At 71.4% G+C, this 26772-nt stretch carries 24 protein-coding genes, 2 tRNA genes and 3 pseudogenes; 13 read left to right on the forward strand and 16 right to left on the reverse strand.

Going from position 1 to position 26772, the window contains the following annotated elements; all coding sequences use genetic code 11:
- Window positions 1–70 precede the first annotated feature (70 nt).
- The gene (locus ACF08M_RS01875) at window positions 71–877 is read right to left on the reverse strand and encodes a decarboxylase (protein WP_392183271.1); all 807 of its coding nucleotides are present in this window, start codon (window positions 875–877) and stop codon (window positions 71–73) included.
- A 159-nt stretch (window positions 878–1036) separates the two neighbouring features.
- Here ACF08M_RS01875 and ACF08M_RS01880 point away from each other — a divergent pair, with 159 nt between their 5' ends.
- The 9 genes from ACF08M_RS01880 (at window position 1037) to ACF08M_RS01920 (ending at window position 9046) form a co-directional block, all read left to right on the forward strand.
- On the forward strand, window positions 1037–1996 hold the full coding sequence (locus ACF08M_RS01880; protein WP_392183272.1) for a D-2-hydroxyacid dehydrogenase: 960 nt from the start codon (window positions 1037–1039) through the stop codon (window positions 1994–1996).
- 348 nt (window positions 1997–2344) lie between these two features.
- A complete protein-coding gene (ehuB, locus tag ACF08M_RS01885) occupies window positions 2345–3247 on the forward strand; it encodes an ectoine/hydroxyectoine ABC transporter substrate-binding protein EhuB (RefSeq protein ID WP_392183273.1) in 903 nt (300 codons plus the stop codon).
- 19 nt (window positions 3248–3266) lie between these two features.
- Window positions 3267–4010, forward strand: a complete 744-nt coding sequence (gene ehuC, locus ACF08M_RS01890; RefSeq protein WP_392183274.1) for an ectoine/hydroxyectoine ABC transporter permease subunit EhuC — start codon at window positions 3267–3269, stop codon at window positions 4008–4010.
- The gene (gene ehuD / locus ACF08M_RS01895; RefSeq protein ID WP_392183275.1) at window positions 4007–4648 is read left to right on the forward strand and encodes an ectoine/hydroxyectoine ABC transporter permease subunit EhuD; all 642 of its coding nucleotides are present in this window, start codon (window positions 4007–4009) and stop codon (window positions 4646–4648) included. The genes ehuC and ehuD overlap by 4 nt, the downstream gene beginning before the upstream one ends.
- Window positions 4638–5489, forward strand: a complete 852-nt coding sequence (ehuA, locus tag ACF08M_RS01900; RefSeq protein ID WP_392183276.1) for an ectoine/hydroxyectoine ABC transporter ATP-binding protein EhuA — start codon at window positions 4638–4640, stop codon at window positions 5487–5489. Before ehuD ends, ehuA begins: the two co-directional genes overlap by 11 nt.
- Window positions 5490–5655: 166 nt before the next feature.
- On the forward strand, window positions 5656–6414 hold the full coding sequence (locus ACF08M_RS01905) for an IclR family transcriptional regulator (protein ID WP_392183277.1): 759 nt from the start codon (window positions 5656–5658) through the stop codon (window positions 6412–6414).
- Between the two features lie 236 nt (window positions 6415–6650).
- Window positions 6651–6724, forward strand: a tRNA-Lys gene (locus ACF08M_RS01910).
- Between the two features lie 131 nt (window positions 6725–6855).
- Window positions 6856–8373 (forward strand): MFS transporter, encoded by a 1518-nt coding sequence (locus ACF08M_RS01915; RefSeq protein WP_392183278.1) that lies wholly within the window; start codon window positions 6856–6858, stop codon window positions 8371–8373.
- Between the two features lie 145 nt (window positions 8374–8518).
- Complete coding sequence (locus ACF08M_RS01920) at window positions 8519–9046, forward strand: GNAT family N-acetyltransferase (protein WP_392183279.1); 528 nt, start codon at window positions 8519–8521, stop codon at window positions 9044–9046.
- A 110-nt stretch (window positions 9047–9156) separates the two neighbouring features.
- Here the strand turns inward: ACF08M_RS01920 and ACF08M_RS01925 are convergent, their stop codons facing one another.
- A complete protein-coding gene (locus ACF08M_RS01925) occupies window positions 9157–10656 on the reverse strand; it encodes an SPFH domain-containing protein (RefSeq protein WP_392183280.1) in 1500 nt (499 codons plus the stop codon).
- 233 nt (window positions 10657–10889) lie between these two features.
- Window positions 10890–12263 carry a peptidoglycan-binding protein gene (locus tag ACF08M_RS01930; protein ID WP_392183281.1) on the reverse strand — a complete coding sequence of 458 codons (1374 nt, stop codon included), beginning with the start codon at window positions 12261–12263 and terminating at the stop codon, window positions 10890–10892.
- 184 nt (window positions 12264–12447) lie between these two features.
- Here ACF08M_RS01930 and ACF08M_RS01935 point away from each other — a divergent pair.
- Window positions 12448–12521 (forward strand) — tRNA-Lys (locus ACF08M_RS01935).
- Between the two features lie 467 nt (window positions 12522–12988).
- On the opposite strand, the gene ACF08M_RS01940 is transcribed toward ACF08M_RS01935, so the two are convergent.
- From ACF08M_RS01940 to ACF08M_RS01970, 7 genes and pseudogenes are all read right to left on the reverse strand, one after another.
- Complete coding sequence (locus ACF08M_RS01940) at window positions 12989–13681, reverse strand: class F sortase (protein ID WP_392183282.1); 693 nt, start codon at window positions 13679–13681, stop codon at window positions 12989–12991.
- 1 nt (window position 13682) lies between these two features.
- A complete protein-coding gene (locus ACF08M_RS01945; RefSeq protein WP_392183283.1) occupies window positions 13683–14252 on the reverse strand; it encodes a hypothetical protein in 570 nt (189 codons plus the stop codon).
- Between the two features lie 127 nt (window positions 14253–14379).
- The gene (locus ACF08M_RS01950; RefSeq protein ID WP_392183284.1) at window positions 14380–15168 is read right to left on the reverse strand and encodes an HAD-IIA family hydrolase; all 789 of its coding nucleotides are present in this window, start codon (window positions 15166–15168) and stop codon (window positions 14380–14382) included.
- Between the two features lie 358 nt (window positions 15169–15526).
- Window positions 15527–15637 (reverse strand): annotated as a pseudogene (locus ACF08M_RS01955) (2-aminoethylphosphonate ABC transporter substrate-binding protein); the annotation flags it as partial.
- Window positions 15635–15796: pseudogene (locus tag ACF08M_RS01960) on the reverse strand (GntR family transcriptional regulator); the annotation flags it as partial. The pseudogenes ACF08M_RS01960 and ACF08M_RS01955, both read right to left, overlap by 3 nt.
- A gap of 46 nt (window positions 15797–15842) precedes the next feature.
- On the reverse strand, window positions 15843–16736 hold the full coding sequence (locus ACF08M_RS01965; protein WP_392183285.1) for a hypothetical protein: 894 nt from the start codon (window positions 16734–16736) through the stop codon (window positions 15843–15845).
- A 664-nt stretch (window positions 16737–17400) separates the two neighbouring features.
- On the reverse strand, window positions 17401–18597 hold the full coding sequence (locus tag ACF08M_RS01970; RefSeq protein WP_392183286.1) for an ROK family protein: 1197 nt from the start codon (window positions 18595–18597) through the stop codon (window positions 17401–17403).
- 56 nt (window positions 18598–18653) lie between these two features.
- Between ACF08M_RS01970 and ACF08M_RS01975 the strand changes: the two genes are divergently transcribed.
- Entirely contained in the window at window positions 18654–19796 is a 1143-nt protein-coding gene (locus ACF08M_RS01975) for a Gfo/Idh/MocA family oxidoreductase (protein ID WP_392183287.1), read from the forward strand.
- On the forward strand, window positions 19793–20272 hold the full coding sequence (locus tag ACF08M_RS01980) for a heme-degrading domain-containing protein (RefSeq protein ID WP_392183288.1): 480 nt from the start codon (window positions 19793–19795) through the stop codon (window positions 20270–20272). Before ACF08M_RS01975 ends, ACF08M_RS01980 begins: the two co-directional genes overlap by 4 nt.
- Window positions 20273–20491: 219 nt before the next feature.
- Here ACF08M_RS01980 and ACF08M_RS01985 read toward each other — a convergent pair whose 3' ends face one another.
- The 4 genes from ACF08M_RS01985 to ACF08M_RS02000 form a co-directional block, all read right to left on the reverse strand.
- Window positions 20492–21352 (reverse strand): fumarylacetoacetate hydrolase family protein, encoded by an 861-nt coding sequence (locus ACF08M_RS01985; RefSeq protein ID WP_392183289.1) that lies wholly within the window; start codon window positions 21350–21352, stop codon window positions 20492–20494.
- A 136-nt stretch (window positions 21353–21488) separates the two neighbouring features.
- Window positions 21489–22256 (reverse strand): YidC/Oxa1 family membrane protein insertase, encoded by a 768-nt coding sequence (locus ACF08M_RS01990; protein WP_392183290.1) that lies wholly within the window; start codon window positions 22254–22256, stop codon window positions 21489–21491.
- 137 nt (window positions 22257–22393) lie between these two features.
- Window positions 22394–22726 (reverse strand): DUF6412 domain-containing protein, encoded by a 333-nt coding sequence (locus ACF08M_RS01995; RefSeq protein ID WP_392183291.1) that lies wholly within the window; start codon window positions 22724–22726, stop codon window positions 22394–22396.
- A gap of 89 nt (window positions 22727–22815) precedes the next feature.
- A complete protein-coding gene (locus ACF08M_RS02000) occupies window positions 22816–23346 on the reverse strand; it encodes a winged helix-turn-helix transcriptional regulator (protein WP_392183292.1) in 531 nt (176 codons plus the stop codon).
- A 250-nt stretch (window positions 23347–23596) separates the two neighbouring features.
- Between ACF08M_RS02000 and ACF08M_RS02005 the strand changes: the two genes are divergently transcribed.
- Complete coding sequence (locus tag ACF08M_RS02005) at window positions 23597–25063, forward strand: MFS transporter (RefSeq protein WP_392183293.1); 1467 nt, start codon at window positions 23597–23599, stop codon at window positions 25061–25063.
- Here ACF08M_RS02005 and ACF08M_RS02010 read toward each other — a convergent pair.
- Together ACF08M_RS02010 and ACF08M_RS02015 are read right to left on the reverse strand one after the other, a co-directional pair.
- A pseudogene (locus ACF08M_RS02010) lies at window positions 25032–26610 on the reverse strand (sodium:solute symporter). The gene ACF08M_RS02005 and the pseudogene ACF08M_RS02010 sit on opposite strands and share 32 nt — an antisense overlap.
- On the reverse strand, window positions 26607–26765 hold the full coding sequence (locus tag ACF08M_RS02015) for a DUF3311 domain-containing protein (protein WP_124723383.1): 159 nt from the start codon (window positions 26763–26765) through the stop codon (window positions 26607–26609). The pseudogene ACF08M_RS02010 and the gene ACF08M_RS02015 overlap by 4 nt, the downstream one beginning before the upstream one ends.
- Window positions 26766–26772: the final 7 nt, after the last annotated feature.

The raw sequence follows: 26772 nt of genomic DNA on the forward strand, positions 1-26772 counted from the left end.
CGGCCCGTACGTCCGCTCGTACGTCCGGAAGAGCACAACAGGAGGTGGTCTCCGTTTATTCCCCCGTCGGTTATTCCGCCCACCGGCCGGGCCGCCCCTTCCTGCCGCTGCGCGCCCATTCCCGGCCCTTGCCCCATCTGGCGACCGGGGCCGGGGGCGCCTCGCGCTCGGCGAAGATCTTGCCGAGCCTCGGGGACCAGGCCCGGCGGTCCGCCAGCCGCAGCCCCTCCCGGACCGCCACCTGGTTCCCGGTGAGGACCGGCTTGCCGAGGAGTTCCTCCAGCTCCGTCACGTGCGAGGCGGTGTGCAGGGCCGTGTCGGGCAGCAGCATCACCTCCGCCTCCGGCCGGTCCGCGGCCAGGGCGAGTTCCTTCACCTCGTCCAGCTCCCAGGCGGCGGCCTCGGCGGCGGAGGCGAGAGCCGCGGCGTGGGCGGCGGCCACCTCGATGCCCGCGGAGTGCAGGAAGGCGGTGAACAGCGCGGCGATGTGCTCGGGGTAGGTCGCGGCCACGGCGACGCGGGCGGCGCCCAGCTCCCGAACCGCGTGCACGAAGCCGAACGCGGTGCTGGAGGCGGGCACGCCGGCCGACCGGGCCAGGGCGGCGATCTGTTCGTGGGCGCCCTCCCAGCCGTACAGGAAGCTGCCGCTGCTGCTCGTCCAGACCACGGACTCGACACCGGCGCGCTGGAGCTCCGCCACCCCGGCGGCGAGCCGTTCGGGCCTTCCGGTGCGCATCAGCGCGTCGGCCGTGTAGGCGTCCTCGTCGACGTCGGTGTGGTTCACGACCAGTCTGACGGCGTCGAGCAGGACCTCCATCCGCGGGAAGTCGTCCTCCGCGAAGTGGTGGCCCGGGTAGAGAAAACCGAGGGTCGTCATGTCCACCCTTCCTGTCTCTGCGGATGCCCGCATTACCCCATCTCTCCCCAGTATTCCCCCATACGCCGCCACCCCCACCGCGACCTGTTGACGAAGGCGGGCGCGGGTGCGAGCGTGGTCGGGCCGCCCATCCCAGACGCAGCGGAGCGACCGCCTCTCATGCCAGAGCCCACCCTGCTCGTCCTGGACGCCGACCCGTCGCCACGCCTCGGCCGGCTGACCGGCCGGGCCGCCGTCCGGTACACGGACGGGGCCGGACTCGCCGCCCGGCTCCCGGAGGCCGACGTCCTGCTGGTGTGGGACTTCACCTCCGACGCGGTACGGGCCGCCTGGCCCGGCGACGGGCCGCGCCCGGCGTGGGTGCACACGGCGAGCGCGGGCGTGGACCGGCTGCTCTGCCCGGAGCTGGCGGCCTCGGACACGGTCGTGACCAACGCGCGGGGCATCTTCGAGCGGCCGGTCGCCGAGTATGTGACGGGCCTGGTGCTGGCGTTCGCCAAGGATCTCCCCGGCACGCTGGAGTTCCAGCGCCGGCGGCTGTGGCGCCACCGCGAGAGCACGGAACTGGCGGGCAGCCGCGCGGTGGTCGTCGGCGCGGGCCCGATCGGGCGGGAGATCACCCGGCAGCTGATCGCCCTCGGGGTCGAAGTGGCGCTCGTGGGGCGCAGGGCACGGCGCACCATCCACGGCGTGGCGGATCTGGACCGGCTGGCCGCCATGGCCGACTGGGTGATCTGCGCGGCGCCGCTGACCGAATCGACCCGCTCCATGTTCGACGCACGGTTCTTCGGGCTGATGCAGCCGTCGGCCCGTTTCATCAATGTGGGGCGCGGCCCGTTGGTCGTCGAGGCCGATCTGGTCGCCGCACTGCGCAAGCGCTGGATCGCGGGCGCGGCGCTCGATGTCTTCGAGCAGGAGCCGCTGGGGCCGCGGAGCCCGCTCTGGGACGTACCGGATCTGATCGTGTCGCCGCACATGAGCGGCGACACGGCGGGCTGGCGCGACCGGCTGAGCGAACAGTTCGTGAAGATGTTCGAACTCTGGTCGGCCGGGGAGCCGTTGCCGAACGTGGTGGACAAGCAGCGCGGTTACGTCCCCGTACGGGACCGGAGCGAGTGACCCCAACCGGCAAGGGATGACGGCCACTTCATCCCTGATGGCCACTTCATTCCTGATGTTGCTGCTTCATTCTTGATGGCTGCTTCATTCCTGGTGGCTGCTGGATCCCTGATGGTTACTTCATTTCCCCGCGACGGACATCCGCTCATGACACCCGATCAGCGGACGTTCCGCGCCGGGGAATACCCGCCGCGCACCCGCCGTCGCACTCCGCCCGCGGTCGGACACGGGAAGGTCACCCTCCGGACACCGTTCGATCACAGGCGGCCGCTTCCTGCATAGACGTACGGGATCGGGCAGGCGCTCTCCCAGTCCTGACTGTTCCACCGCTCCAGGAGATTGCGAACCATGGCTGACTTCCCGAAACTGTCCCGCCGGAGCTTTCTCAACCGATCGGCGGCCGTGGGCGGCCTGCTCGTCGTTCCCGGTCTCATCTCCGCGTGCAGCAAGACCGACGCCGGTTCCGCGGACGGCGCGGGGGCGCTCGAAAAGCTCCGCAAGCAGGGATTCGTCCGGGTCGCGTACGCCAATGAGGCCCCGTACGGGTATCTGGAGGGCAAGCAGCTCAAGGGCGAGGCGCCCACGCTGCACCGGGAGATCTTCAAGGCGCTCGGTGTCGACGAGCTGAAGCCCACGCTCTCCGAGTGGGACGGCCTGATCCCCGGTTTGCAGGCGGGCAAGTACGACGTGGTCAGCGCCGGCATGGCGATCACACCGGAGCGCTGCGCCAACGCCCTCTTCTCCGAGCCCGAGTTCATCTCGCCCACCGCGCTGATGGTGCGGAAGGGCAACCCGAAGAAAGTCACCGACCTGGCGTCGGCGAAGGCCGCCGGGATCACCATCGGTGTGATGTCGGGTGCCGTCGAGGGCGCGTACGCCGAGGGCGCCGGCATCGCGAAGGACCGGATCAAGGCGTTGCAGAAGCCGCAGGACGGCGCCGACGCGGTCAAGGGCGGCCGGATCGACGCGTTCCTGCTCACCGGCATCTCGCTGCGCTGGCTGGCGAAGACCAACCCCGACACCGAGGTCACCGAGGCCTTCCTGCCGGAACTCGACGGCAAGAAGCAGTACAGCCCCGGCGGCGCCGTCTTCCGCAAGGGCAACGAGGATCTGCGGGACGCCTTCAACCGCGAACTGAAGAAGATCGTCTCGGACAGCTCGCGCTATGTGAGCCTGCTCCAGGATTACGGCTTCGGGGCCACCGAGCTCCCGCCGGCCACCCTGAAGACGGCCGATCTGTGCAAGGGCTGACGGGGACGGAACGCACCGCATGAGTGACTTCTTCGCCGCTTTCTTCGACGATCTGCCGCAATTGCGCGCCGGGCTGTGGGTTACTCTCCAGGCCACCGTCCTCGGCGCGCTGCTCGCCCTGCTCCTGTCCTTCCTCCTCGGCCTGATGTCGGTCAGCCGGCTGCTGGTGCCGCGCGGTGTGTCCCGTGTGGTGGTGGAGTTCTTCCGCGGCACCTCGCTCTACATCCAGCTGTTCTGGCTCTACTACGCGATGCCGCCGCTGACCGGTTACGAACTGACGCCGCTGCTCTGCGGTGTGGTCGCCTTCGGCCTCAACTACGGTGCGTACGGCGCCGAAGTGGTGCGCGGTGCGATCAACTCCGTACCTCGTTCCCAGTACGAGGCGGCCGTCGCGCTGAACATGACGCCACTGCACCGGATGCGGAAGGTGATCCTTCCGCAGGCCTGGGTGCAGATGATCCCGTCCTTCACCAATCTGCTGATCCAGCTGCTGAAGTGCACCCCGCTGCTGTGGCTGATCTCCGCGGCCGACCTGATGACCGTGATCCAGCAGCTGCGCGACCGCACCGGTGAGACGCTCACCGCGTATGTGACCCTGCTGGTCGTCTACTTCGTCCTGGCGTACGCGCTGACCCTGCTGATGAACCTGCTGGAGCGGAGCGCCAAGCGACGGCTCGGCCTGGCGACCGGTGCGGGCTCGCTGCTGCGCAGCCGCAGCGCCACGGAAGCCGTCGCGGCTACGGCCGGAGGTGGTGCCCGGTGAGCGCTTTCGACTGGAACGCCGCCGGGGACGCGCTTCCCCTGGTACTCAGAGGCTTCGAGGTCACGCTGCTCGCGACCGTGCTCGGCACGCTCGTCGCCGCGGTGCTCGGACTCGCCATCGCGGTCGCCGGACGGGCCCCGAGCCGGTTCGTCACGGTGCCGGTGCGAGTCCTGATGGAGTTCATCCGGTCCACCCCGCTGCTCGTCCAACTGGTCGGCGCGGCCGCCCTGTTCACCTCGGTGGAGCCGCTGGTGATCGGTATCGTGGTACTGGGCATCCACTACGCCACGTACACCTCCGAGGTGTACCGCGCCGGGATCGACGGCGTGCCGAAGGGCCAGTGGGAGGCGTGCCGGGCACTCTCGCTCACCCCACGGCGGACCTGGCAGGCGGTGATCCTGCCGCAGGCGGTGCGCAAGGTGCTGCCCGCCCTCGGCAACTACGCGATCTCGATGTTCAAGGAGACCCCCTTCCTCGCCGTGATCACGGTGCAGGAGATGGTCTTCGAGGCCCGGAAGTACGGTGCCGACCACTTCGCGTACACCGAGGCATTCACGCTCGCCGGACTGGTCTTCCTGATCGCGAGCTACCCCACGTCGCTGTTGATGAGAAAGCTGGAGAAGCGCCTTGGCCACTGAACCCCTCCCCCTGCAGAAGACGGCGGCCACAGGTCCCGAGGACTCCGCCGCGGTCGCGGCCACCACGGCATCCGGCCCCCCGCTGGTCCGCTTCGACGACGTGGTGAAGCGGTACGGCGACCACGTCGTCCTGGACCGGCTCAACTTCTCGGTCCGGCGCGGCGAGCACGTCACCCTGATCGGGCCCAGCGGCTCGGGCAAGACCACGATCCTGCGGCTGCTGATGACGTTGGAGAAGGTCAGCGACGGCGTCATCTGGGTGGACGGCGCCCCGCTGTCCCACGTCAAGGCGCCCGACGGGTCACTGCGGCCGGCGACCGAGAAGCATCTGCGCGAGGCCCGGAAGAAGATCGGCATGGTCTTCCAGCAGTTCAACCTCTTCCCCAACATGAAGGTGCTGCAGAACATCACCGAGGCCCCCGTCAGCGTGCTGGGCATGGACCGCGACGAGGCGGAGGCCCGTGCCCGCGAGCTGCTCGACCTGGTGGGGCTCTCCGGAAAGATCGACGCGCACCCCTCGCAGCTCTCCGGCGGACAGCAGCAGCGGGTGGCGATCGCCCGCGCGCTGGCGATGCAGCCGGAGATCCTGCTGCTGGACGAGGTGACGTCCGCGCTCGACCCGGAGCTGGTGGCCGGCGTGCTGGAGCTGCTGAGCGACATCGCCAGGAGCACCGACATCACCATGCTCTGTGTGACCCACGAGATGAACTTCGCCCGCGATGTCTCGGAGACGGTACTGATGTTCGACTCCGGACGTGTGGTCGAATCCGGCTCACCGGAAAAAATCTTCTCCGATCCCGGGCATGAACGCACGCGCGAATTCCTCACCGCGGTGCTGTGACCTCACCACTCGTCGTCCGCCAATGACTCTGGCATATGCCATAAGGATGCGCCCCAGCTGACGGAGCCGGGGCGCATCGATATCTCGCCAACAGCCGCCCCGCACCGGACCCTTGGCGGCTATCGTGAGGGCAGAGCTTGCGGTCACAACCTGGCTGGGGGAAACCGTGACGTTGAAGCCCGAACCGACCGCACCGTTCCCTTCGGTGCAGTACGCCCTTCGAGTCCTCGAAACGGTCTCCGCGCACGGCAACGGCGTGACGGACACCCAGATCTCCCGGGAGACGGGACTGTCCCTCGGGCATCTCACCTCCCTCCTGCTGATGCTGCGCCGCGAGGGATACGTCGAGCAGATCACCGACGGCGCGTACGTCATCGGGTCCTCGCTGCTGCTCCTCGGCTCCGGGACGGCCCGAAGACAGGCCCTGGAGACCAGGCTCCAGCAGTTGCTGACGCAGCTGCGCGATTCGGTCGGCGCGGCGGTCTACATCAGCCGGTACGTGGACGGCGAGATCCGGGTCACGCAGTACGCCGACGGTCCCCACACCCCCGCGGTCAACGAGTGGGTGGACTTCCGGTCCTCCGCGCACGCCTCGGCGGTCGGCAAGTGCCTGCTGGCCCAGCTCGACCGGAACGGGCGCCGCGATCACCTCTCCCGCCACAAGACGGCCCGGCTCACCTCCCGGACGATCACCAGCGAGAGGGTGCTCTTCTCCAAACTGGACAGCCAGCCGGCGACCGCCCCGGTGCTCGACCTCCAGGAGTACGCGGTCGGCACGGTGTGCGCGGCGGTACCACTGACGGCCGGATCGTCGGCGGGATGCCTGGCCCTGTCCCTGCCGATCGAGGATGCGCATCGCCTGCGCACTGCGGCGGACACCCTGAATCGACGGGCGGCGCCGGTGCTGCTGTCGCTGGCGCTCTAGGGACTTCCGTTCGGATCAGGCCGGATCCCGCTCAGGCCGAATACTGCTCAGGCCGAATACTGCTCAGGCCGGATCCCGCGAGCCCGGCGCGACTCAAGCCAGAGATCCAAGGAGCGGGGATCCGGTGAGGCCCGCACAGACCTGCTCGATTCGGTCGTATATGCCCACCTATAACCTCATTCGCTCCGGGTGTCATCGGCACCCCTCAGGACCAGGTATTATTTTCGTGTCAGCAGGCGCCGCTAGCTCAGTTGGTTAGAGCAGCTGACTCTTAATCAGCGGGTCCGGGGTTCGAGTCCCTGGCGGCGCACAGACAACGCACTGGGCGGTTCACGTACACACGTGAACCGCCCAGTGCGTTTTTTGCTGCCCAACGAGATGTACGAACGTTTTACACACTCGTACTAGACAAGTGTTTTATACGTCCGTACATTCTCAGGCATGCCGAACACTACGCGCACCACCGCCGAGCACGGCCCCCTCGCCGGCCGCCGGGAATGGACCGCCTTCGTGGTTCTCCTGCTGCCCCTCCTCCTCGTCTCGATGGATGTCTCCGTCCTCTTCTTCGCGATCCCGTCCATCGACCGGGATCTCGCCCCCAGCGCCACCCAGCAGCTCTGGATCTTCGATGTGTATGCCTTCGCGCTGGCCGGTCTGCTCATCACGATGGGCTCGCTCGGCGACCGGATCGGCCGCCGCAAGCTGCTGCTTCTCGGCGCGTTCGCGTTCAGTGCCGCGTCCGTCGCCGCCGCGTACTCCACCAGCCCCGAGATGCTGATCGCGGCCCGCGCCCTGCTCGGGATCGGCGGAGCGACGCTGATGCCCTCGACGATGGGGCTCGTACGGAACATGTTCCGCGACGAGCGCCAGCGCGGCCGGGCCGTCGGCATCTGGTCGGGCGCCATGGCCGGTGGGATCGCGCTCGGCTCGGTGCTCAGCGGGGTCATGCTGGAGCACTTCTGGTGGGGCTCGGTCTTTCTGATCAATGTGCCGGCCATGGTGCTGCTGCTGGTCCTGGTGCCGGTGCTGGTACCGGAGTTCAAGGACCCGGCCCCCGGCCGGTTCGACTTCCTGAGCGTGCCGCTGTCGATGGGGGCGGTGCTGCCCGTCGTCTACGGGGTCAAGGAGAGCGCCGCCCACGGGCTCGATGTACGGAACACGCTGATCATCGCCGCCGGTCTGCTCGTCGGCTGGTTCTTCGTCCGCCGTCAGCGCGGCCACGGCAACGCGATGATCAGCCGGGAACTGTTCCGCAACAGCGGTTTCGCGGCCGGGATCGGGCTGAACGCGCTGGCCGCGTTCGCCATGATGGGATCCTCGTTCTTCACCACGCAGTATCTGCAGTCGGTGCTCGGCATGGGCACGATGGAAGCCGCGCTGTGGAGCCTGGCCCCGTCACTGGCGGTGGGCGCCGCCGCCCCGACGGCCACGGCGATCGCCCAGCGGACCGGCCGTACACGCGTCATCTGCGCCGGATTCGTGATCGCCGCCGCCGGTTTCGCCGTCCTCGCCCTGACCGGCACGGACTCGCTGTGGCTGCTGCTCGGCGGGTGCGCCGTGATGAGCTGCGGCATCGTCACGGTGATGGCACTCGTCTCGGACCTGGCGCTGTCCACCGCCCCGCCGGAGAAGGCGAGTTCGGCGGCCTCGCTGCTGGAGACCGGGCAGGAGTTCGGCGGTGCGATGGGGATGGCCCTGCTGGGTGCGGTCGCCACGGCCGTCTACACCGCCGACATGCCGGGTTCCGCTCCTCAGGACGCCCGCAAGACGCTGGCGGGCGCGGTGGCGACGGGGGACGGTTCACTGATTTCGATCGGGAGGGAGGCCTTCGTGCACAGCATGCAGTACGCCTCGGCGGCCGGGGCCGCGCTGCTGCTGGCGGGGGCGGTGCTGGCCGGGACGCTGCTGCGGCGGCGGACCGCGGTGGCGGACCGGGACGAACTGGCCCTGACGAGCTGATGATCCGGGTCGGGAGTTCCCCGGTGGTCCGGGTGCGCCCTCCTCGGCGCTCCGGCCACCGGTTGGCCAGGTCCGCGGCCGGGTTCACAACATGGACACCGGTAAGGGTTGAGGTGCATAAGCCCATTACGCCAGGCTGAGCGGCATGGGAGAACGCATGGGAGACCACACCGGACTGCGGCAGGCGGTCGAGGACGACACCGCGGAGCTCGTACGCCTGCGGGCCTTGCTGTTCGAGGACCTCGGCGGCGACTTCTTCGCCCCCGCGACGGGAAGCGACGACTGGCTGGACACGCTGGCCTCGGTACTGAAGGAACAGATGGCCGCGGATGCCGTGCGCATCCTGGTCGTGGACGGTGGCAGCGGGCTCGCAGCTTGCGGCATCGGCACCGTCGAGCAGCGACTGCCCGGCCCGCACCTGCGCAATGGGCGGATCGGGCACGTGATCGGCGTGGTCACCGACCCCGCGTACCGGCGGCGCGGTCACAGCCGCGCGATCCTGGAGGGCCTGCTCGACTGGTTCCGGGAACGTGAGGTGGCCCGGGTCGATCTCTACGCATCCGCCGAGGGCGAACCGCTCTACCGCGACCTCGGCTTCGTCGACCACCCCGACCCCTCGCTGTACTGGCGTCCCGCGGCCGAGGAGGACGCGGGAATCCCAGCGACCGACTAGGCGTCAGAACTGCACATCGGAGCACGCGTAGAACGCGTTCGCCGTGTCGGCGATGTTCCAGACGCTCAGGTTGGATTCCGCTTCGCCGCCGGAGCACCCCCTGCGGGCCGTCAGGCACCCTCTCCGCCACTGCGTCCGGTGTAGAAGGCCACCGTCAAGTCCTTGACCAGCGACTTCCGTTCGTAGTCGTCCAGCTCCACGAGCCCCCTCGCGGTCAGCCGGTTCACAGTGTCGTCCACCGCGTCAACCACCGAAGTCAGGACACTGTCACGGTGTTTGGCGTCGATGGCGGCGATGCGACGGCGCTGCATGGCCGCGGCGACCTCCGGCGCGTATTCGATTCCGGTCGGCTGCGCCGAGTACACCTCGATGCCGACGGGTTCGCAGTCCGCCTTCAGCATGCGGGTCAGCGCGTCACCGACCGCCTCCGCGTTGCGCAGGGTGTGCGCGTCCTCGTGGAAGGCGTCGGCGGGCAGTTGCGAGAGGACCCGGGCCATCGCCGCCTCGACCTGCTCGCGCAGATACGTCTCATGGTCCTCGACCCCGAGCGTCGCCCGGACGGTGTCCTTGACCCGCCACACGACGAGGACGACGACGCGCAGCGCCGTACCGTTGGCGTCCACTGCGGGCAGCGGTTCGCTGCGCCAGTGCCGCAGGCGTACGTCGACCCGGCGGCGCAGCAGCAGCGGGCTGATCCACATCAGCCCGGTCCGCCGCACACTCCCCCGGTACTCGCCGAAGAGCGTCAGCACCCAGGCATAGCCGACCCGCCCCCGGCTCAGGCCGCCGAGCGCGAAGAGCACCATCGTCCCCAGTGCGGCGAGCGCCGCCCAGGCGCCGGGACCGATCCCGTCGTACGGACGCGAGTCGAGCCCGAGCCGGGCGAGCACGGTGGCGGGCAGCGCGCCGACCCACCAGAGGACGGCGCCTCCGGCGGCAATCCCGGCCAGCCCGGCGAGCAGCGCCGCCCAGGCGGGCAGCGCGGGGCCCGACCGCTCGGACAGCCCTGGATCGCCGGCCGGCGCCGGCCGCGTCGAGGGCCGCACCTGCGGCCCCCTCGCCACGGCCCGCCGTGGCACCCCCACGACCGGCCGTCGGCCTCCGGTTTCCCGCCGCGGCACGCCGTCGGGGAGCGCGGCGGCATCGGCGTGCTCGACGTCCTCGCGGAAGAGCAGGTGTACGGGGATGGTCGCGGTCCGCTCGCTGCCGATGACCGCGCGCCGCCGCCCGGTCCCCCACGGGGTGTCGGCGGACTGCCCCTCCCCGGCACCGCCGGGGACGGTACTTCCGGGGCCGGGGCCCGGGACGGATGCGGCACGGTGCGGGGAGGGGAACGCGGCCAGGGGCGGGGCTCCGGAACCGGGCCCGGTGCGGTGACCGGCCAGGGCCGGCACGGGGGCGGTGCCCGGCACCGGGTCCCCGGCGGGCACGGTGCCGGGCGTCGCGGCCGGGCCGGCTGCGCTGCCCGCGGCCGGAACCGGCACCGGGGCCGAGGTCGCACCGAGGGCGGAGACCTCGTCTTCACCGGGCACCAGGGACGGCACGAGGTCGACCACGGGGTCCGGCCCGTCCTCCCGCCCCGCGCCCGAGCCCGGACCCGCGTCGGTCACCGGCCCCACACCGCCCCCCGGAGCCGGAGCCTTCTCACGGTCGGGGTCCCCCGCGCCGTCGCGCCCGGCCGCCCCTTCCGGACCCCGCACCGGAACCGGACCCGGCACCGGCACATCCTTCCCAGCCCCTGCCCCAGCCCCTGCCTCTGCCCGTTCCCGCCCGTTGCCCGGGGTTCCGGAGCTGTCCGACACCGTGGATCCCATTCCCGCCTCCGTCATGCCTGTCCGTCGTATCACGCGAAGAGTCGCCGCCAGGTCTCCGGACCGGGGTAGCCGTCAGCCGCTCCGCCTCGCCAGCCCTGGGCCCGCTGGAAGGCCTCGACATTGCGCCGGTCCGCCTCGGTCCACCGGGGCCCCGGTCCCGTCAGGTAGTGCTTGCCGTATCCCTTCTTCACCAACTGCTTGCCGAGCCTCTCGACATGGCTGCTCGACTGACCGGGCCGGAAATAGCCCCGGCCGGGGTACTTCGCATGTGAGTTGGAGCCGCCCCCGCTCCCGCTCCCGCCCCCGCTTCCGCCGCCGGCAGCGGGGATGTCGCGACCGGTCCCGCTCACCAGGAGCCGCCAGGTGGCGGGGCCGGGGACGCCGTCGGCTTCCTTGCCCTTCCAGCCCTGGGCCTTCTGGAACGCCTGGGTCGCACGCCGGTCGGCGTCGCCCCAGCCCGGCCCGGGGCCGACCTTGTAGAAACGCCCGCCACCCCGTTCCACGAGCATCTGTCCGAGCTGGGTGACGTACTTGTTGCTGGCTCCGGAGCCGAACTTCCCGGTGCCCGGGAACGTGGTGGTCGGCGAACCGCTGCCACCGTTTCCGCCGCTCCCGCCGCTGAGCCCCTTGTAGCGGTACGCGACGTATTTGCCGGAGTTGGACCAGTACGCCATGGGCGTCGTCTGCTTGCGGGTGTGCGGCCTCGTCTGCTCGTACGCCGTGTAGTAGGTGTGCGTGGAGTCGGTCCAGCCGCCGAAGATCGTGACGTGCGAGCCCTTCGAGGGGTCGGCCGGGTTGTGGAAGAGCAGGATGTCGCCGGGCTGCAGATCCTCCCGCGCGATCCGTGTCCCGTACGTGGAGAGGCTGCCGGTCCACTCGTTGCCGGGCAGGTTCCAGGCCATCGACACGAAGCCGGAGCAATCCTGCCGGTATCCGTCGGACCAGTACTTGTTCATGCTGTACGGAACCTGCGCGGACACCCACTTCTTCGCGCGGTTGATGATGGCGGCCCGGCTGGTCTTGCGCAGCGAGACGGTGACGATGGACGAGGGTGGGCCGGAGGCCCCCGTGCCCCGCACCGGTCCCGGGACACCCTGCGGGCTGTCCGGATCCGCGTCCGCCGCGTCCGCCGTGTCCACCGACGCCGTCGCCCCGTCCGTCCGGGCGGCTCCGGCCGCGTCCGCCGCCCGGTCGCCGGGCACGCTCGCCGCCTCGGCCACGCCGGTGCTCAGCACCGCTCCGGCCGCGGTGACCAGCACCAGCGCGCGCCGCGCACCATGGGCGGCCGGATGACCTCCGGACCGCACGGGCAGGCCGCTCGCGGCGGCCCGCCGTTGCGCGGCACACCCCGCACAGGTGCAGTCGATGGCGGGCACGTACTCCTCGAAAGCCGGCACAGTCATGCGATTCCCCTCCGCACTCTTCAAGATCTCTGGGTGCATCTGCACGGGCGCCAGTGTCTCAACTCTTGTGACATGTCGCATTTTGACGGACTGAAGAGAAAAAACGACCATCCGACAGGCCGTGATGGACGGGAAGTGGTCAGGAGCACACTCCGGATTCAGGTAGAGTTCTCCAGGTCAGCAGGCGCCGCTAGCTCAGTTGGTTAGAGCAGCTGACTCTTAATCAGCGGGTCCGGGGTTCGAGTCCCTGGCGGCGCACGCAGAGTCAAGGTCCCCTCACCGAGCGTGAGGGGACCTTGTTCGTTTCCGAACCCGGCCCCCGCGCCGCCGTTTTCGCGGAACACACAGGCAACACACAGCGGACGCACGGCGGACGTATAGCGGGCGCATAGTAGACACACAGTCACGATCTAATTACTCAGCGGATCGAAGGTTCTCACGCACGTCTCCGCGCAACCCGCGCGTTTCGCCCTGCTGTCAAGGTCGGGGCCGGGCAATGTGTCCAGGGCCATCGGCGCCAACCACGCCCATGCGCCTCGCAGTTGGTGGATGCGGAGAGGGGAGTCCGGAAGGGGGCAGGACGGAAGGGGGCGGGACGGAAGGGGGCAGTTACGCGTCAGCGCGGGAGGCCGCCGGCCTTCGCCAAGAGCCGCTTGTCGTAGTCCGTACCGACCGCGGCGTCCCGCAAGTTACAGATGTCGGGCCCGGCCGCCGCAACCTGCAAGTTACGGACGTCGGGTACGGCCGCCGCGCCCGGACTTCTCGCCGGTCAGATAGGCCGAGACGACCACGTTCGCGTCGTACGAGTCCGAGGCCCGGTCGTAGGTGCCGCCGCAGGTGATCAGGCGGAGTTCGGCGCGGCCGTCCTTGCGGGGGCCGTAGGCCTTGTCCGCGTTGAAGCGTTCCCGGGTGAAGACCTGGACGTCGTCGACGGTGAATTCGGCGACCGTGCCGTCCGCGCGGGTCACCTCGACCGTGGCACCGGGGCGGGCCGCGCTCAGTCCGTAGAAGACGGCCGGCTCGGTCTTGGTGTCGACGTGGCCGACGAAGAGGGCGGGGCCCTTCGCGCCGGGCTCGGCGCCGTTGCTGTACCAGCCGACGGTCTGGGGCGTGTCGAACGGCGGCGGTTCGATCGCTCCGTCCTCGTCCAGACCGCGGGCGACCACGGGGGCCTCGACGCCGATGGACGGGATCTCGACCCGCCGCGGCACCGCGCCCTCGATCGGGTCGTGCGGCGGGGGCAGCGGGACGCCGAGCGGGCGCCCGACCGCGGCGATGTCGCCGGTGGTCGGGGCGGAGCTGGCGCCGGAGCCGTCGGTGATGTCGCGGCCCCAGAGCCACAGACCCATCAGCAGGACGGCCCAGGCCACTCCGGTGAGCAGTCGGCCGTGACCTTCGGGGCGCTCGTGGCCGGACATGTCAGTCCGAGGCCGAACGGCGACGGCGCACTCTGCGGAACGCTACGGCGACGACCGCGACGGCGGCCAGGACCAGGCCGATCACCGCGTGCACCATGCCGGGGCCGTCCTGCTGGACTTCCTTGTGGGTGCGGGCGGCGGTGCCGCCACCGCCCGCGCTGACCGGGGCGCGGGGCGTGGCCCGGCCGCGGTCGGCGACGGTGACCGTGCCGGACGTCTCGGTGCCCTTGGCGTCCGCGCAGACGACCCGGATCTCGTGGTCACCCGGGGAGGCGTCCGAGCTGATCCGGGCCTCCGCGAAGAGGCCCCCGTCCGCGGCGGGCGAGAAACGCGCCTCGGAGGCGAAGGCGCCGGAGCTGCCCTTGGCCTCCTTGCCCTCGCAGCTGTCCAGCCGCAGATCCACCGCGCCGCCGGGGGCGGGAGAGGGCGGGGACACCGAGAGGGCGGTGCGGGAGCCCGAGCCCGTTCCGCGATCGGACCCGGTGCCGGAGTCGGCCTGGGCCGCGGAAGCCGGCGCCAGCGCCGCCGCGACGACCGCTAAAGCACAGAACGTGAGCGGTATGGAACGCATCGTAAACCTCCTGAGGGAAGGTTCACGCCTGCTCCGGCTTTTCGCATCCGCAGAAGCGCGGGGGCGGCCCGGCAGGGACCGCCCGGCCCCCTCTCGCCCCGGCCTGCCAACCGGTGCCCCGCCGGGCTCAGGCCACGTCGACGAGGCCGACCAGGTCGGCGATGGAATCGACGACCGTGGACGGCCGGAAGGGGTACTTGTCGATATCGGCGACGGCGGTGAGCCCGGTGAGGACCAGGAACGTCTGCATTCCCGCCTCCAGCCCGGCCAGTACGTCGGTGTCCATCCGGTCGCCGATCATGGCGCTGGACTCGGAGTGGGCGCCGATCGCGTTGAGCCCGGTGCGCATCATCAGCGGGTTGGGCTTGCCCGCGAAGTACGGGGCCTTGCCGGTGGCCTTGGTGATCAGTGCGGCGACGGACCCGGTGGCGGGCAGCGGACCCTCGGCGGACGGGCCGGTCTCGTCCGGGTTGGTGCAGATGAAGCGGGCGCCGCCGTTGATCAGCCGGATCGCCTTGGTGAGCGCCTCGAAGCTGTACGTACGGGTCTCGCCGAGGACCACGTAGTCGGGGTCGTGGTCGGTCAGGACGTAGCCGATGTCGTGCAGGGCGGTGGTGAGCCCGGCCTCGCCGATGACGTACGCCGTGCCGCCGGGCCGCTGGTCGTCCAGGAACTGGGCGGTGGCCAGGGCGGAGGTCCAGATGTTCTCCACGGGCACGTCGAGGCCCATGCGGTCGAGGCGGGCGTGCAGATCGCGGGCGGTGTAGATCGAGTTGTTCGTGAGGACCAGGAAGGGCATCCCGGAGTCCCGCAGCCGCTTGATGAAGGCATCCGCCCCGGGGATCGGCGTTCCCTCGTGAATCAGGACTCCGTCCATGTCGGTGAGCCAGGATGAGATCGGCTTGCGCTCTGCCATGTGGGACTCCTGCCGTACGCCGTGTGCGGGGACGCCGGCGGCACCGCCTTGTGCAGCGCCGACGCCCCCGATTTTAGGCTGTCCGGTCGACGGGCAGACACAGCCGGACGCCTGGCCGGGAAAGACGGTCCGGACCCGTTACTTATCCGTGATGATCTACCGGAGGTTCGTCCCGCGCGCCGGGGGCTGCTGGGCGACAGGCTCCGGGCTCCACGCGACGGGTGCTGGCGCGCTCCGTGCGACGGGGGCCGACGGGCTCCGTGCGGCAGGTACCGGCGGGCCCCGTGCGGCAGGTACCGGCGGGCCCCGTGCGGCAGGTACCGGCGGGCCCCGTGCGGCAGGTGCCGGCGGGCTGCCGTCAGCTGCCGGTGGCCGACTTCCATGCGTCGACGTACGTGTTCAGCTGGGTGCCGATATCCGACCAGTCGGGCTCGAAGACCTCGACGCCGTCCATCAGCTTGGCCAGCTCGGCGAGATCGCGTTCGGTGGGCAGCATGCCGCCTTCGCCCAACTCCTCTATGAGGAGGGAGACATGAGCCTTGACGGCGTAGTACTTGGGGATGCGGCCGTGCTCCGGGATGCCGGAGCGGATGGGTGCGCCAGGTGTCTGGCCGTGCGGGTAGTCCACGGGCCCGATGGTGGCAGACGGACATGAACGCTGGTGAAAGTGCGGTTCAGTGGCGGGGCCGGGAGCGTGGGCGGCGCATGCGGCGGGACCGGATCACCAGCGCCCCGCCACCGATCAGGAATCCGGCGACGGTGATGCCGGGGTACGGAAGGAGGGCCGGGCCGGTGCGGGCCAGTTCGGGGACGTCGCCCTCGACGACGGTGAACGGGTAGTCGTCGGACTCGCCGACCCACGCCCCGTCGTCCTTCCCGGCCCCGCCGCTCGCCACGCGATGCCGCTGGACGATCGCCGCGTTGACGGTGATCCTGCCCGGGGCCGTGTCGGAGGTGAACGCCATCCGGACCTCGACGGTGACGGTGCGGCCCGCGGGGACGGTGAAACCGGCGAAGTCGTCGGCGCCGTCGCCGCCGAAGACTCCGACGTGTTCGTCCTGGTCGGTGGTCTCCCAGGTGACGCGGTGCTCCACATCGGGACGGGACGGCTCGGCAAACTCCAGCTGGATCTGGGCGGCGGTCAGCTTCCGGCCCTCGTCGGTGAGGACCAGCACCGGGTGGATGGCCCGGCACGACTCGGTGGTGGTGTTGGTCAGGTCCAGGAGCCAGGTTCCGTAGCCGCCGCCCGGTGCGTAGGTGTCCGGGCCGCCGCGGATGCGGGTGCTGATCGGGAAGTCGTTCGCCTCCGGAGCACCGCAGGCGGGCTGCTGGTCGGCGGTGATGGTGTCGTCCGGCTTCGAGACGGGGCCGGCCGGCTGCGCGGCGGAGGCAGGTGCGGCGGAGGCACCGCCGAGAACCGCGGGGACCATGCTCGCCGCAGCCAGCCCGAGCGCGAGCCCGTGCCGCGTCCGGCCGGGCAGTGGGGACCAGGACGAGTGCGGCGCGGGAGGACCGGCGGAGGTGAGGGACACGGGGATGGAGGCGGCGCTGGCCAGGGGGACGGACACCGGACTGGACGTGGGAATGGACGCGGGAAGCGACGCGGAGCCGGGGCCTGAGCTGGAGCCGGAACCAGGGCCGGACGCGGGGCCGGAGCCGGAGCCGGACGCGGGGGCTGCCGGTGCGGTGTCGTTCACGCGGGCCTGCCGCGGGTCGGACAGGGGTGCGGACGCGGACGGCGTGGCGGACGGCGTGTCCGACGGGGGTGGTTTCGGAGACATGCGGGGTCGCCCTTCGCTGCTCGCGGAACGGTCGGCCGGGAGGATGCCGAAGAGCTCGGCCGGACCGGGGAACGGCGGCCGGCGCGTACCACCACGAGGCGCGGGCGACGTGCGGGCCGGCCGCCGCGAGTCCGGCCGGGATCTTCGGCATCCGCCCAGCCCTGTGCGCCGGAGTTCACCGGTTCTGGGCCGCGAGGCTGTCACCCACGCGCGAGGCGCCCGGCACCGACATGCCGGAAGCCCGCCCGGCCGACGGTCCGGAAACGCTCGATCGGCTCAGTCACACCCCGCGTCCGGGCATTCGGCCTCCGCCACCGGACAGCCGCGCCACCGGACAGCCGCGCAACCGGACAGCCGCGCTACCGGACAACCGTGCGATCGGCCGCGTCACCGGACAGCCGCGCGATCGGACAGCCGCGCAACCGGATCCGCTCGCCCCGCCCCGCCCCGCTCACCCCCCGTCCGCACCTCCGACCCGTCCGAACAGCGGGGCCAGGACCAGCTGCGCGGCCCCCTCCGCGACCGGCCGGTCCCCTCCCCCGACGGCGGTGACCGGCACCGCCTCGATGCCGCCCCGCCGGGCACGCTCGTCGATCACGGCGCGGACGCCCCGTACGTACGCGCCGGGACCGGCGGCGACGGTACGGCCGCCGAGCACCACCCGGTCGATGTCGAGCAGCCCGACGAGGTTGGCGGCGCCGGTCCCCAGGACCCGGGCCGCCTCCGCGACATCGCCGCGGGCGACGGCGGCGAGGCAGAGCGCCTCGATGCAGCCGCGCCCCCCGCAGCCGCACTCCGGCCCGTCCAGCTGGACGGTCTGGTGCCCGAACTCACCGGCCCCGGTACGGGTCCCGCGGTGCAGCCTCCCGCCGAGGACCAGCCCGGCGCCGAGTCCCGTCCCGAGGTGCAGATACGCGAAGTCGCCGCCGGTCGCCGCGTGCAGCGCGAGCCCGAGGGCGGCGGCGTTGGTGTCCTTGTCGACGACGACGGGCAGTCCGGTCCGCGCGGCGAGCGCGTCCCGCAGCGGATAGCCGTCCCACTGCGGGAAACCGGTGACGCGGTGGAGCACTCCGCCCCGGTGGTCGAGCGGCCCCGGCACCGCGACGCCGACCCCGAGCACCGGCCGGCCCGCGCGCCGCGCCCCCTCGTCCGGTACAGACGGGACCGCACCCCGTACGGCCGGGACCGCACCCCGCACGGCCGCGACCGCACCCCGCACGGACGGGACCGCGTCCCGCACGGCCGCGACCGCGCCCGCCGCCGCCTCGACCACCTCGTCCGCCGGGGCGCCGAAATCCAGCGGCGCGGTACGGCTCGCGGCGACCGTGCCGGCCAGGTCGACCAGCACCACCGTCAGCTCGTCGCGGTCCAGGTGCAGACCGACCGCGTGACCGGCGTCGGGCACCAGTCGCAGCACGGTGCGCGGCTTGCCTCCGGTGGAGGCCCGGTGGCCCGCCTCGGCCACCAGACCCTCGGCCCGCAGCCGGGCGGTGATCTTGCTGACGGCCTGCGGCGTGAGCCCCGTGCGCTCGGCGAGTTCGAGCCTGCTGATGCCGCGCTCGCCCGCCACCCGCAGCAGATCCAGCACCAGCGCCGCGTTGTGGCTGCGCAGTGTCGGCAGGTTGGCGCCGCTGTTACTCCTGTTCACCGCATCATTGTCCCTGTTGCTTGCACTTTGGCAACACCGTTGCTTAAGTATCGGGCATGACCACTGGCAACGCGACTCACGAGACGCCCGGACTGTCCAGGACCCCCTTGCGCGTCGGGCTCGTCGGCTACGGCCTGGCGGGTTCCGTCTTCCACGCGCCGCTGATCGCCGCGGCCGAGGGCCTCGCCCTCGACACGGTCGTCACGGCGAACGAGGAGCGCCGGGCGCAGGCGCGCGCCGAGTTCCCCGGCGTACGGTTCGCCGCCTCGCCGGAGGAGCTGTGGGGGCGTGCGGACGAACTCGATCTGATCGTGATCGCCTCGCCGAACAGAACCCATATCCCGATCGCGACCGCCGCCCTGGAGGCCGGTCTGCCGGTCGTCGTGGACAAGCCGGTCGCCGGTACGGCCGCCGAGGCGCGGGAGCTCGCGGCCCTCGCGGAGGAGCGCGGACTGCTGCTCTCGGTGTTCCAGAACCGCCGCTGGGACAACGATTTCCTCACTCTCGCCCGTCTGGTCACGGACGGCGAGCTGGGGACCGTTCAGCGCTTCGAGTCCCGTTTCGAGCGGTGGCGCCCGCAGTTGAAGGGCGGCTGGCGCGAGTCGGGCGATCCGCAGGAGATCGGCGGGCTGCTGTACGACCTGGGCAGCCATGTCGTCGACCAGGCGCTCGTCCTGTTCGGACCGGCGGTGCGGGTGTACGCGGAGTCGGATGTGCGCCGCCCCGGCGCGGCCGCCGACGACGACACGTTCCTCGCGATCACCCATGCCGGCGGGGTCCGCTCGCATCTGTACGTCAGCGCCACCACGGCCCAGCTCGGGCCGCGCTTCCGAGTGCTCGGCTCGACCGCCGGCTATGTGAAGTACGGCCTCGACCCGCAGGAGGCCGCCCTGCGCGCGGGCGCGCGCCCAGGGGCGGACGGGCCGTGGGGCGAGGAGCCCGAGGCGCTGTGGGGCCGGATCGGTTCGGGCGAGTCCCCGCTGACGGGCGGCGGCATCCCGGTCCGTACGTCGCCGGGCGACTACCCCGCCTACTACGCGGCGGTCACCGACGCACTGCACGGAAGGGGCGACAATCCAGTGACCGCGCTCCAGGCCGCAGCGGCCCTGGACGTACTGGAGGCCGCCCGCCGCTCGGCCCGCGAGGGAATCACCGTGACCCTGTCCGCCTCCGCCGATACCGAGGAGCAGCCCGTATGAACCCCACCGCTCCGACCATCTCCGAACTCATCGCCCAGGAACGCCGGCTGACGTTGCCGCACTTCGGCTACGACGACGCATACGCGCTCGGCGGCCTGCTCGTCTCGATGGCCCGGGAAAGACACGCCCCGATCGCGATCGACATCCGGCGCGGCGCACAGCAGCTGTTCCATGCCGCGCTGCCGGGATCGAGCGCGGACAACGACGCCTGGATCGACCGCAAACGCAGGGTCGTGGAACGGTTCGGCGAGAGCTCGTACCTGGTCGGATCCCGATTCCGGGCGAAGGGCACGACGTTCGACGACGCCTCGCGCCTGGACCTGGACCTCTACGCCGCGCACGGCGGCTCGTTCCCGATCGCGGTCGAGGGCGCGGGGGTCATCGGCTCGGTGACGGTCTCGGGCCTGCCTCAGGCGGAGGACCACGCTCTGGTGGTCGAGGCGCTGGAGCAGTTCGCGACGACGATCGGCGCGTGACGCGGAGGAGGGGTGGGGCGCCGCTCCCACAGCACCCCACCCCTCCGACCTTTAGCCGGTTTCGATCGCGCCGACGCCCTCAAGCCCGCCCGGCGCCCGAGGACACACCCGTCAGCCCGTCAGCCCGCCGGGCGCCCGAGGTGACGCCTTTCGGTCTCCCGTACGCCCCGGGCCAACCGCCGCGCCCCACCACCGCCCGCCGCCGCCCGCGGCCGCCTGCTACGCGTCCTTCAGTTCCTGCCGCTGCCGCCCCAGCCCCGTGATCTCCAGCTCCACGACATCCCCGGCCCTCAGGTACGGCTTGGGCTCGGGCTGCCCCAGCGCGACCCCGGCCGGTGTCCCGGTGTTGATCACATCGCCCGGGTAGAGCGTCATGAAGTGGCTGAGATACCGGACCACCTCGCCCACCGGGAAGATCTGGTCGGCCGTCGTACCGTCCTGCTTCAGCTCGCCGTTGACCCAGAGCCTCAGCGGCAGCGCCTGCGGGTCGGCGATCTCGTCCGCCGTCACCAGCCACGGCCCCAGCGGGTTGAACGTCTCGCAGTTCTTGCCCTTGTCCCAGGTGCCGCCGCGTTCGATCTGGAACTCGCGCTCGGAGACATCGTGCGCCGTCGCGTATCCGGCGACATGCGCGAGTCCCTCCTCGGCGGACTCCAGGTACCGGGCGGTGCGCCCGATGACGACCGCGAGCTCGACCTCCCAGTCGGTCTTGACGCTGCCGCGCGGCACCAGCACCGTGTCGTTGGGCCCGACGACGGTGTCCGGCGCCTTGAAGAACAGGATCGGCTCGGCGGGAATCTCCGCACCGGTCTCGGTGGCGTGGTCGTGGTAATTCAGCCCGATGCACACGATCTTGCCGATCCGGGCGAGCGGCGGGCCGACCCGCAGCCCCTCGGCGTCGAGCTCGGGCAGCTCGCCGGGAGCGGCCGCGGCGGCCCGTACCCGGGCGAGCGCGGACGCGTCGGCGAGCAGCGCGCCGTCGATGTCGGTGACGATTCCCGACAGGTCACGCAGGGTTCCGCCCTCGTCCAGCAGCGCCGGTCGTTCCGCGCCGGCCGTACCCACACGAAGCAGCTTCAACGGTCTTTCTCCCCTTGGTCGAGATCGGGCCCGTGGGATGGGTGGCGGCCATCGCAGGCTTGTCCGATCGTCCAAGACATCCGATCACTCCGCAAGACCCTGTTCACGTACTGGACCGGCGCACTCGCCGCCCCGACTACGCCGCGGCCACGGCGGCGCCCGCGGCCGGCATGTCGCGGTAGAGGACGGCCCGCTCGACCGCGGTCCAGGTCGTGCTCGTGACGACGTACAGCGCGGCGGCGAGCGGCACGACGGAGACGGTGAAGAGGGTGGCGAAGGACATCAGCGGCATCAACTTCGTCATCGCACCCATGCCCGGGACCGGCTGCCCGTCGGGGCCGGTGGCCGGAGTGACGGGGTTGGCGGCCATCTGCCGCTTCGTGCGCCGGAAGTTGAAGGTGGCCACGACGGCGACGATCGCGAACAGGCCGAGGTAGACCATGCCCTGCGCCCCGAACGGCCCGCCGTGCGCGAGCGCGTCGTGCCAGCGCTCACCGAGCGGGGCGTCGAAGAGCTGGTGCCCGAGGAGCGCGTTGGGTTCGCCGCCGATCTTCTGACTGGAGAAGAGGTGGTAGAGGAGGAAGAAGGCAGGCATCTGGAGGAGGCTGGGCAGGCAGCCGGAGAACGGCGAGACCTTCTCCTCCTTGTGCAGCTCCATGAGCGCCTTCTGCATGCGCTCGGGGTTCTTGCCGTGCTTCTTGCGCAACTCGGCGATCTGCGGCTGGAGCCTGGTACGGGCCTTCTGCCCACGCGCCGCGGCCCGCGACAAGGGGTGCACGGCGAGCCGCACGAGCGCCGTGAACAGGACGATGGCGGCGGCCGTGGACGCGGACTGGAAGAGCGGGTGCAACACATCGGCCAGCGCGCCGACCAGGGCGGCGAATGCGGACATGAAGACGGACATGGATGAGCCCTCCGGGGGTCTCGTCGTGCCGGGAAGAAGAACGAACTCGGCATGACGGACCACGAGGGGTGCCTACGGGGACTGGGTACGGGCAGTTCCGCCGTGAACGCGGTGAACGCGGTGAACGCGGTAAACCCCTACGCGGCCGTCGGAAGGGCGCGGCCGGGGGCTCGGGGGCGTCGGCGGCCCTTGGCGTCCGGATCTCGCTGCGGCAGGAACGCGGTGCGTTTCTCCCGGTCGCGCATGGCCGTACGGACCCGGGTGCGGGGCACGGGGACGGCACAGCGGGCGCTGATGACCGAAGCGACGACGAGCGCGGAGCCGGCGGCCGCGGTGGCCGCGAGCGCGACGGCGGCGGAGAGGGTGCCGCCCTCGGCGAGGAGGACTTCGGTCACGAGGAAGAGCAGCAGCCCGGCGGGGCGGAGCAGCCGGGCGAGGCCATCGCGCAGACGGTTCCCGTCGCCGCTCATCGACCCCTCCCCTCTCACCGGCGTGCACCCGTTCGGCTCCACAGTTCTCCAGCCGTTATACACGATGGGCCCGGCACGATCATCAGCCCTCAGGATCGTTCGGTCTCCAGCGGACGCAGCAGACGGTGCGGCTTCAGCAGGGCGCGGCCGACCGGATCGGCGGGGTCCGGATCGAGTCCGTCGCCCGGCCGCATCTCGACGTCCGCGGGTGGTACGGGCCGCGCGCAGGCCGGGCATTCGCCGTACGCACCCAGTTCCGTACCGCAGGAGGCGTGGACGAAGACGCGCATCGGCCGGGTGCCGGGAAGGCGGTCGCGCCCCCACACTCCGAGGCTGCGCACGACCGGCCAGAGGGCTTCTCCGCTGCTGGTGAGGACGTACTCGTCGCGCGGTGGCGACTCCTGGTAGCGGCGCTTCTCCATGACTCCGGCCTCGATGAGCGACTGGAGCCGGGTGGCCAGCACAGCCCGCGGCGCACCGAGGTGGGCGAGGAAATCGTTGTAGCGGCGCACGCCGAAGAAGGCGTCGCGCACCACCAGCAGGGTCCAGCGCTCGCCGATCACTTCGAGCGCGCGGGCGATCGAGCACTGCTGTGCCGCGTAGTCCTTGCCGAGAGCCATGGGGCCACTTTACTCCGCGAGGTTCGGTGAACGAACTTACCGTGCTAGCGTCGGCAGGACAGCGTGAGTTCATTCATCGAACCTTCGCGACGCACTCCTGGTCGTACCAGTCCCAGTCCCAGTACCAGTCCCATTTCCATCCCCAGCCCCAGTCGCCGTCCCCGATCCCGATCCCGACCCCGTCATCCGATCCCGATCCCAGCCACTGCCCCGCATCCCCAGCCCCCCTCCCGCATCCCGGAGCGAAGCCATGGCCCAGCCCGTACGCCCCCGCCCCGCACGGCCCGCCGCCGCACAGCCCGCCCCCGCGCACCGGACCCGGGACGCCCCGCCGCACGTCCCGGCCCACCCCCGGTCCGGCCCCCGCGCCGCCCTCCGCCCCGGTGCCACGCTGGCGACCACCTCGGCGGCCACCACCGTCGCGCTGATGAACTACACGGCGCCGATGACGGCCGTCCCCGGCATCTCCGCCGCACTCGCCACTCCCGTGTCCGGCCGGGCCTGGCTGCTCAACGGCGCCCCGCTCGGTCTCGCCGTCTTCCTCCTGGTCGCCGGCAGCCTCGCCGACGACTACGGCCGTCGCAGGCTCTTCCTCATCGGCACCCTCGCCCTCGGCCTCACCACCGGCCTGGGCGCTTTCGCGACCACCACCCTCGCCTTCACGCTGGCGCGCGTGGCCCAGGGCGCGGCGAGCGCCGCGATCCTCGCGGCCAGCCTCGGTCTGCTGGTCGGCGCGTTCCCCGCGGGGGCGGCCAGGATCAGGGCGACCGGCATCTGGGGCGCGTTCGTCAGCGCGGGCATCGCGCTCGGCCCGCTGCTCGCGGGCTCGCTCGGCTCCGTCGACTGGCGGCTGCCCTACGCCGCGCTCGCGCTCGCCGCCCTACTCACGGCCGTATTCGCGTTCCGTACGCTCGACGAGTCCCGGGCGCCGCGCGGCGGCCGGCCCGATCTGGCGGGGGCCGCGACGCTGGGCCTGGCGATGACGGCACTGCTGATCGCGCTGACGCTCGGCCGGGACGGCTGGCTGCGCGCGCCCATCGGGCTGCTGCTGCTCGCCGCACTGGTTCTGACCGCCGGGTTCGTCGCGGTGGAGCGCCGGGCCGCCGCCCCACTGATCGACCTGTCGCTGCTGCGCAGCCGCGCGTTCCTGGCGTCGTCGGCCGGCGGGCTGTTCACCGGCCTGTCGGTGATCGGCCTGTTCAGCTTCCTGCCGACGCTGCTCCAGCAGGCGCTGGGCGTGTCGGCGCTGGGGACGGCCTGGCTGTTCCTGCTCTGGTCCGGTACGTCGTTCGTGGTGGCGCTTCAGGCACGGCGGCTGGCGAGCCGGGTCACGGCCCGGCACCAGCTGGCCGCGGGCTTCGTGCTGCACGGGGTGTCGGTGCTGTCGCTGCTGGGCACCCTGGACCCGGCACCCGCCACGCACATCGGCGCGTCGGTGTGGCTGCGGCTGCTCCCCGCCCTGGTCGTGGCCGGCATCGGCAGCGGGCTGCTCAATGCCGCACTGCCGCGCCTCGCGGTCGAGTCGGTGCCGCCGGAGCGGGCGGCGATGGGTTCGGGGGCGAACAACACGGCCCGGTACATCGGCTCGTCGGCGGGCGTGGCCCTGACGATCGCGATCGCCACGACGGGCTCGGGCGCGGACGGCGCGCTGTTGCTGTCGGTGGGCCTGGCCCTGGTGGCGACGGTCAGTGTCCTGTCCCTGCGGGAGCGTCGCTGACTCCCCTCCCTGCGGGAGCGTCGCTGACTCTCCGACCGCCCTCCTCCTCGGCCCCGGTCTCGTCCCGCGCGAGCACCTCGCTGTCCGGTCGTCCGTCGTGCTCGCGCGGCCCTGCGTACGTCACGGCGAGCGCGACGACGAGGTTGGCGGCGAGCGCCACGATGCCCGCGTTCACCCCCCACACCGGATCGTTCTCCGTGAACACGAACCCGCACACCGCGCCCACGCCGACGACCAGCCCGCTCATCGCCCCGAGCAGGGTCAGCCGCCGCCACACCAGTCCCAGCAGCACCATGGGGAGCAGCTGCGCCATCCCCTCGTACGAGATGAGGGAGAGCCGGACGAGGGTGTTCGGCGCGGTGTACGTGAGCACGAGCGCGATCACGCCCGCGGCCACGACGACGGTCTGCGCGGCGCCCTTCTGCCGCCGTTCCCACCGCGGCACCAGCGACAGCACACTGCGCCCCCACATGGTGCCGATGACCAGCATGAAGACGGCCATCGGCACAATCGACGAGAGCGCCGCCGCCACCCCCGATGACGCCGACCGCCCACGCGGGCAGCGAGTCCACCACGAGCTTGAAGAGCGCCAGGTTGGACTCGGCGCCGACGAGCCCCGGCACGACGAAGAGCGCCGCCATGCCGAGCAGCATCGGTACGAAGAGCAGCACGTTGTAGGCGGGCAGCCACATCGCGTTGCGGCGCAGCACGTCCGCGTTCTTCGCGCCGAGATAGCCGGCGACGGTCGTCGGGAAGATCACCACGGTGAGGGAGTTGAGGAACGAGGTGGTGATGAACCACGCCTGCCCGAGCCCGCTGTCCCCGTGCCCGGGGAAGGTCAGCCACTCGCTCTTCTCGGTGACGAGCCGGTCGAGGAAGGGCCCGTACCCGTCGAAGTAGTGCAGCGGTACGTAGAAGGCGAGGAACCCGAGTGTGGCGATGACGAGGACGTCTTTGAGGACGGACACCCACGCACTGCCGCGCAGCCCGCTCACCACGACGAAGCCGGTGGTGACGGCGAAGGCTATGAAGTAGGCCCAGTTGAGGCTGATGGCGCCGTAGGAAATGGTCGAGACGACCACGCCCATGCCGGTGATCTGGAGCTGGATGTACGGCAGCAGGAAGACGGTCGCGAGAACGGCGACCAGCGCCCCCAGCCAGGGCCGTCCGAAGCGGTGCGCCACCATGTCGGTGATCCCGACGAGCCCGTGCTGGCGCGCGTACGCCCAGAGCGTCGGCCCGACGACGTAGCCGAGGGCGTAACCGCAGGACATGTACGCCACCACGTAGAGCACGGGCGCCCCGTAGTTGTAGCCCCATCCCGCGGCGCCCAGGTAGCTGAAGCTGGTGTAGCCCTCGCCGGCCATCAGCACCCAGATGAAGACGGTGCCGAGGCTGCGCCCGCCCACGGACCACTCCGCGAGCCCGCCGCCCTCCCCGCTCCCCTCCCCGCCGGCTCTTTGCCGCCCGCGCATCGCGAGCAGCCCGAGGGCGACGGTGACGACCATGAAGACCCCGAAGACGGAGGTCGCGACCACGGCGTTCACCGGCGGTCCCCCCGCCGGGTCAGCCATACGGCGACGGGTGTCAGCAGGGTCGCCCCGAGCAGCCATACGAAGAGGAACGGCAGCCCGAGGATCACGGGATGGACCCGGTTCACGAGCGGCAGCACCCCCAGGTACAGCACATAGGGGACCAGCAACCACAAC

The organism is Streptomyces sp. NPDC015032 (genome assembly GCF_043080425.1).
GTDB lineage: Bacteria > Actinomycetota > Actinomycetes > Streptomycetales > Streptomycetaceae > Streptomyces.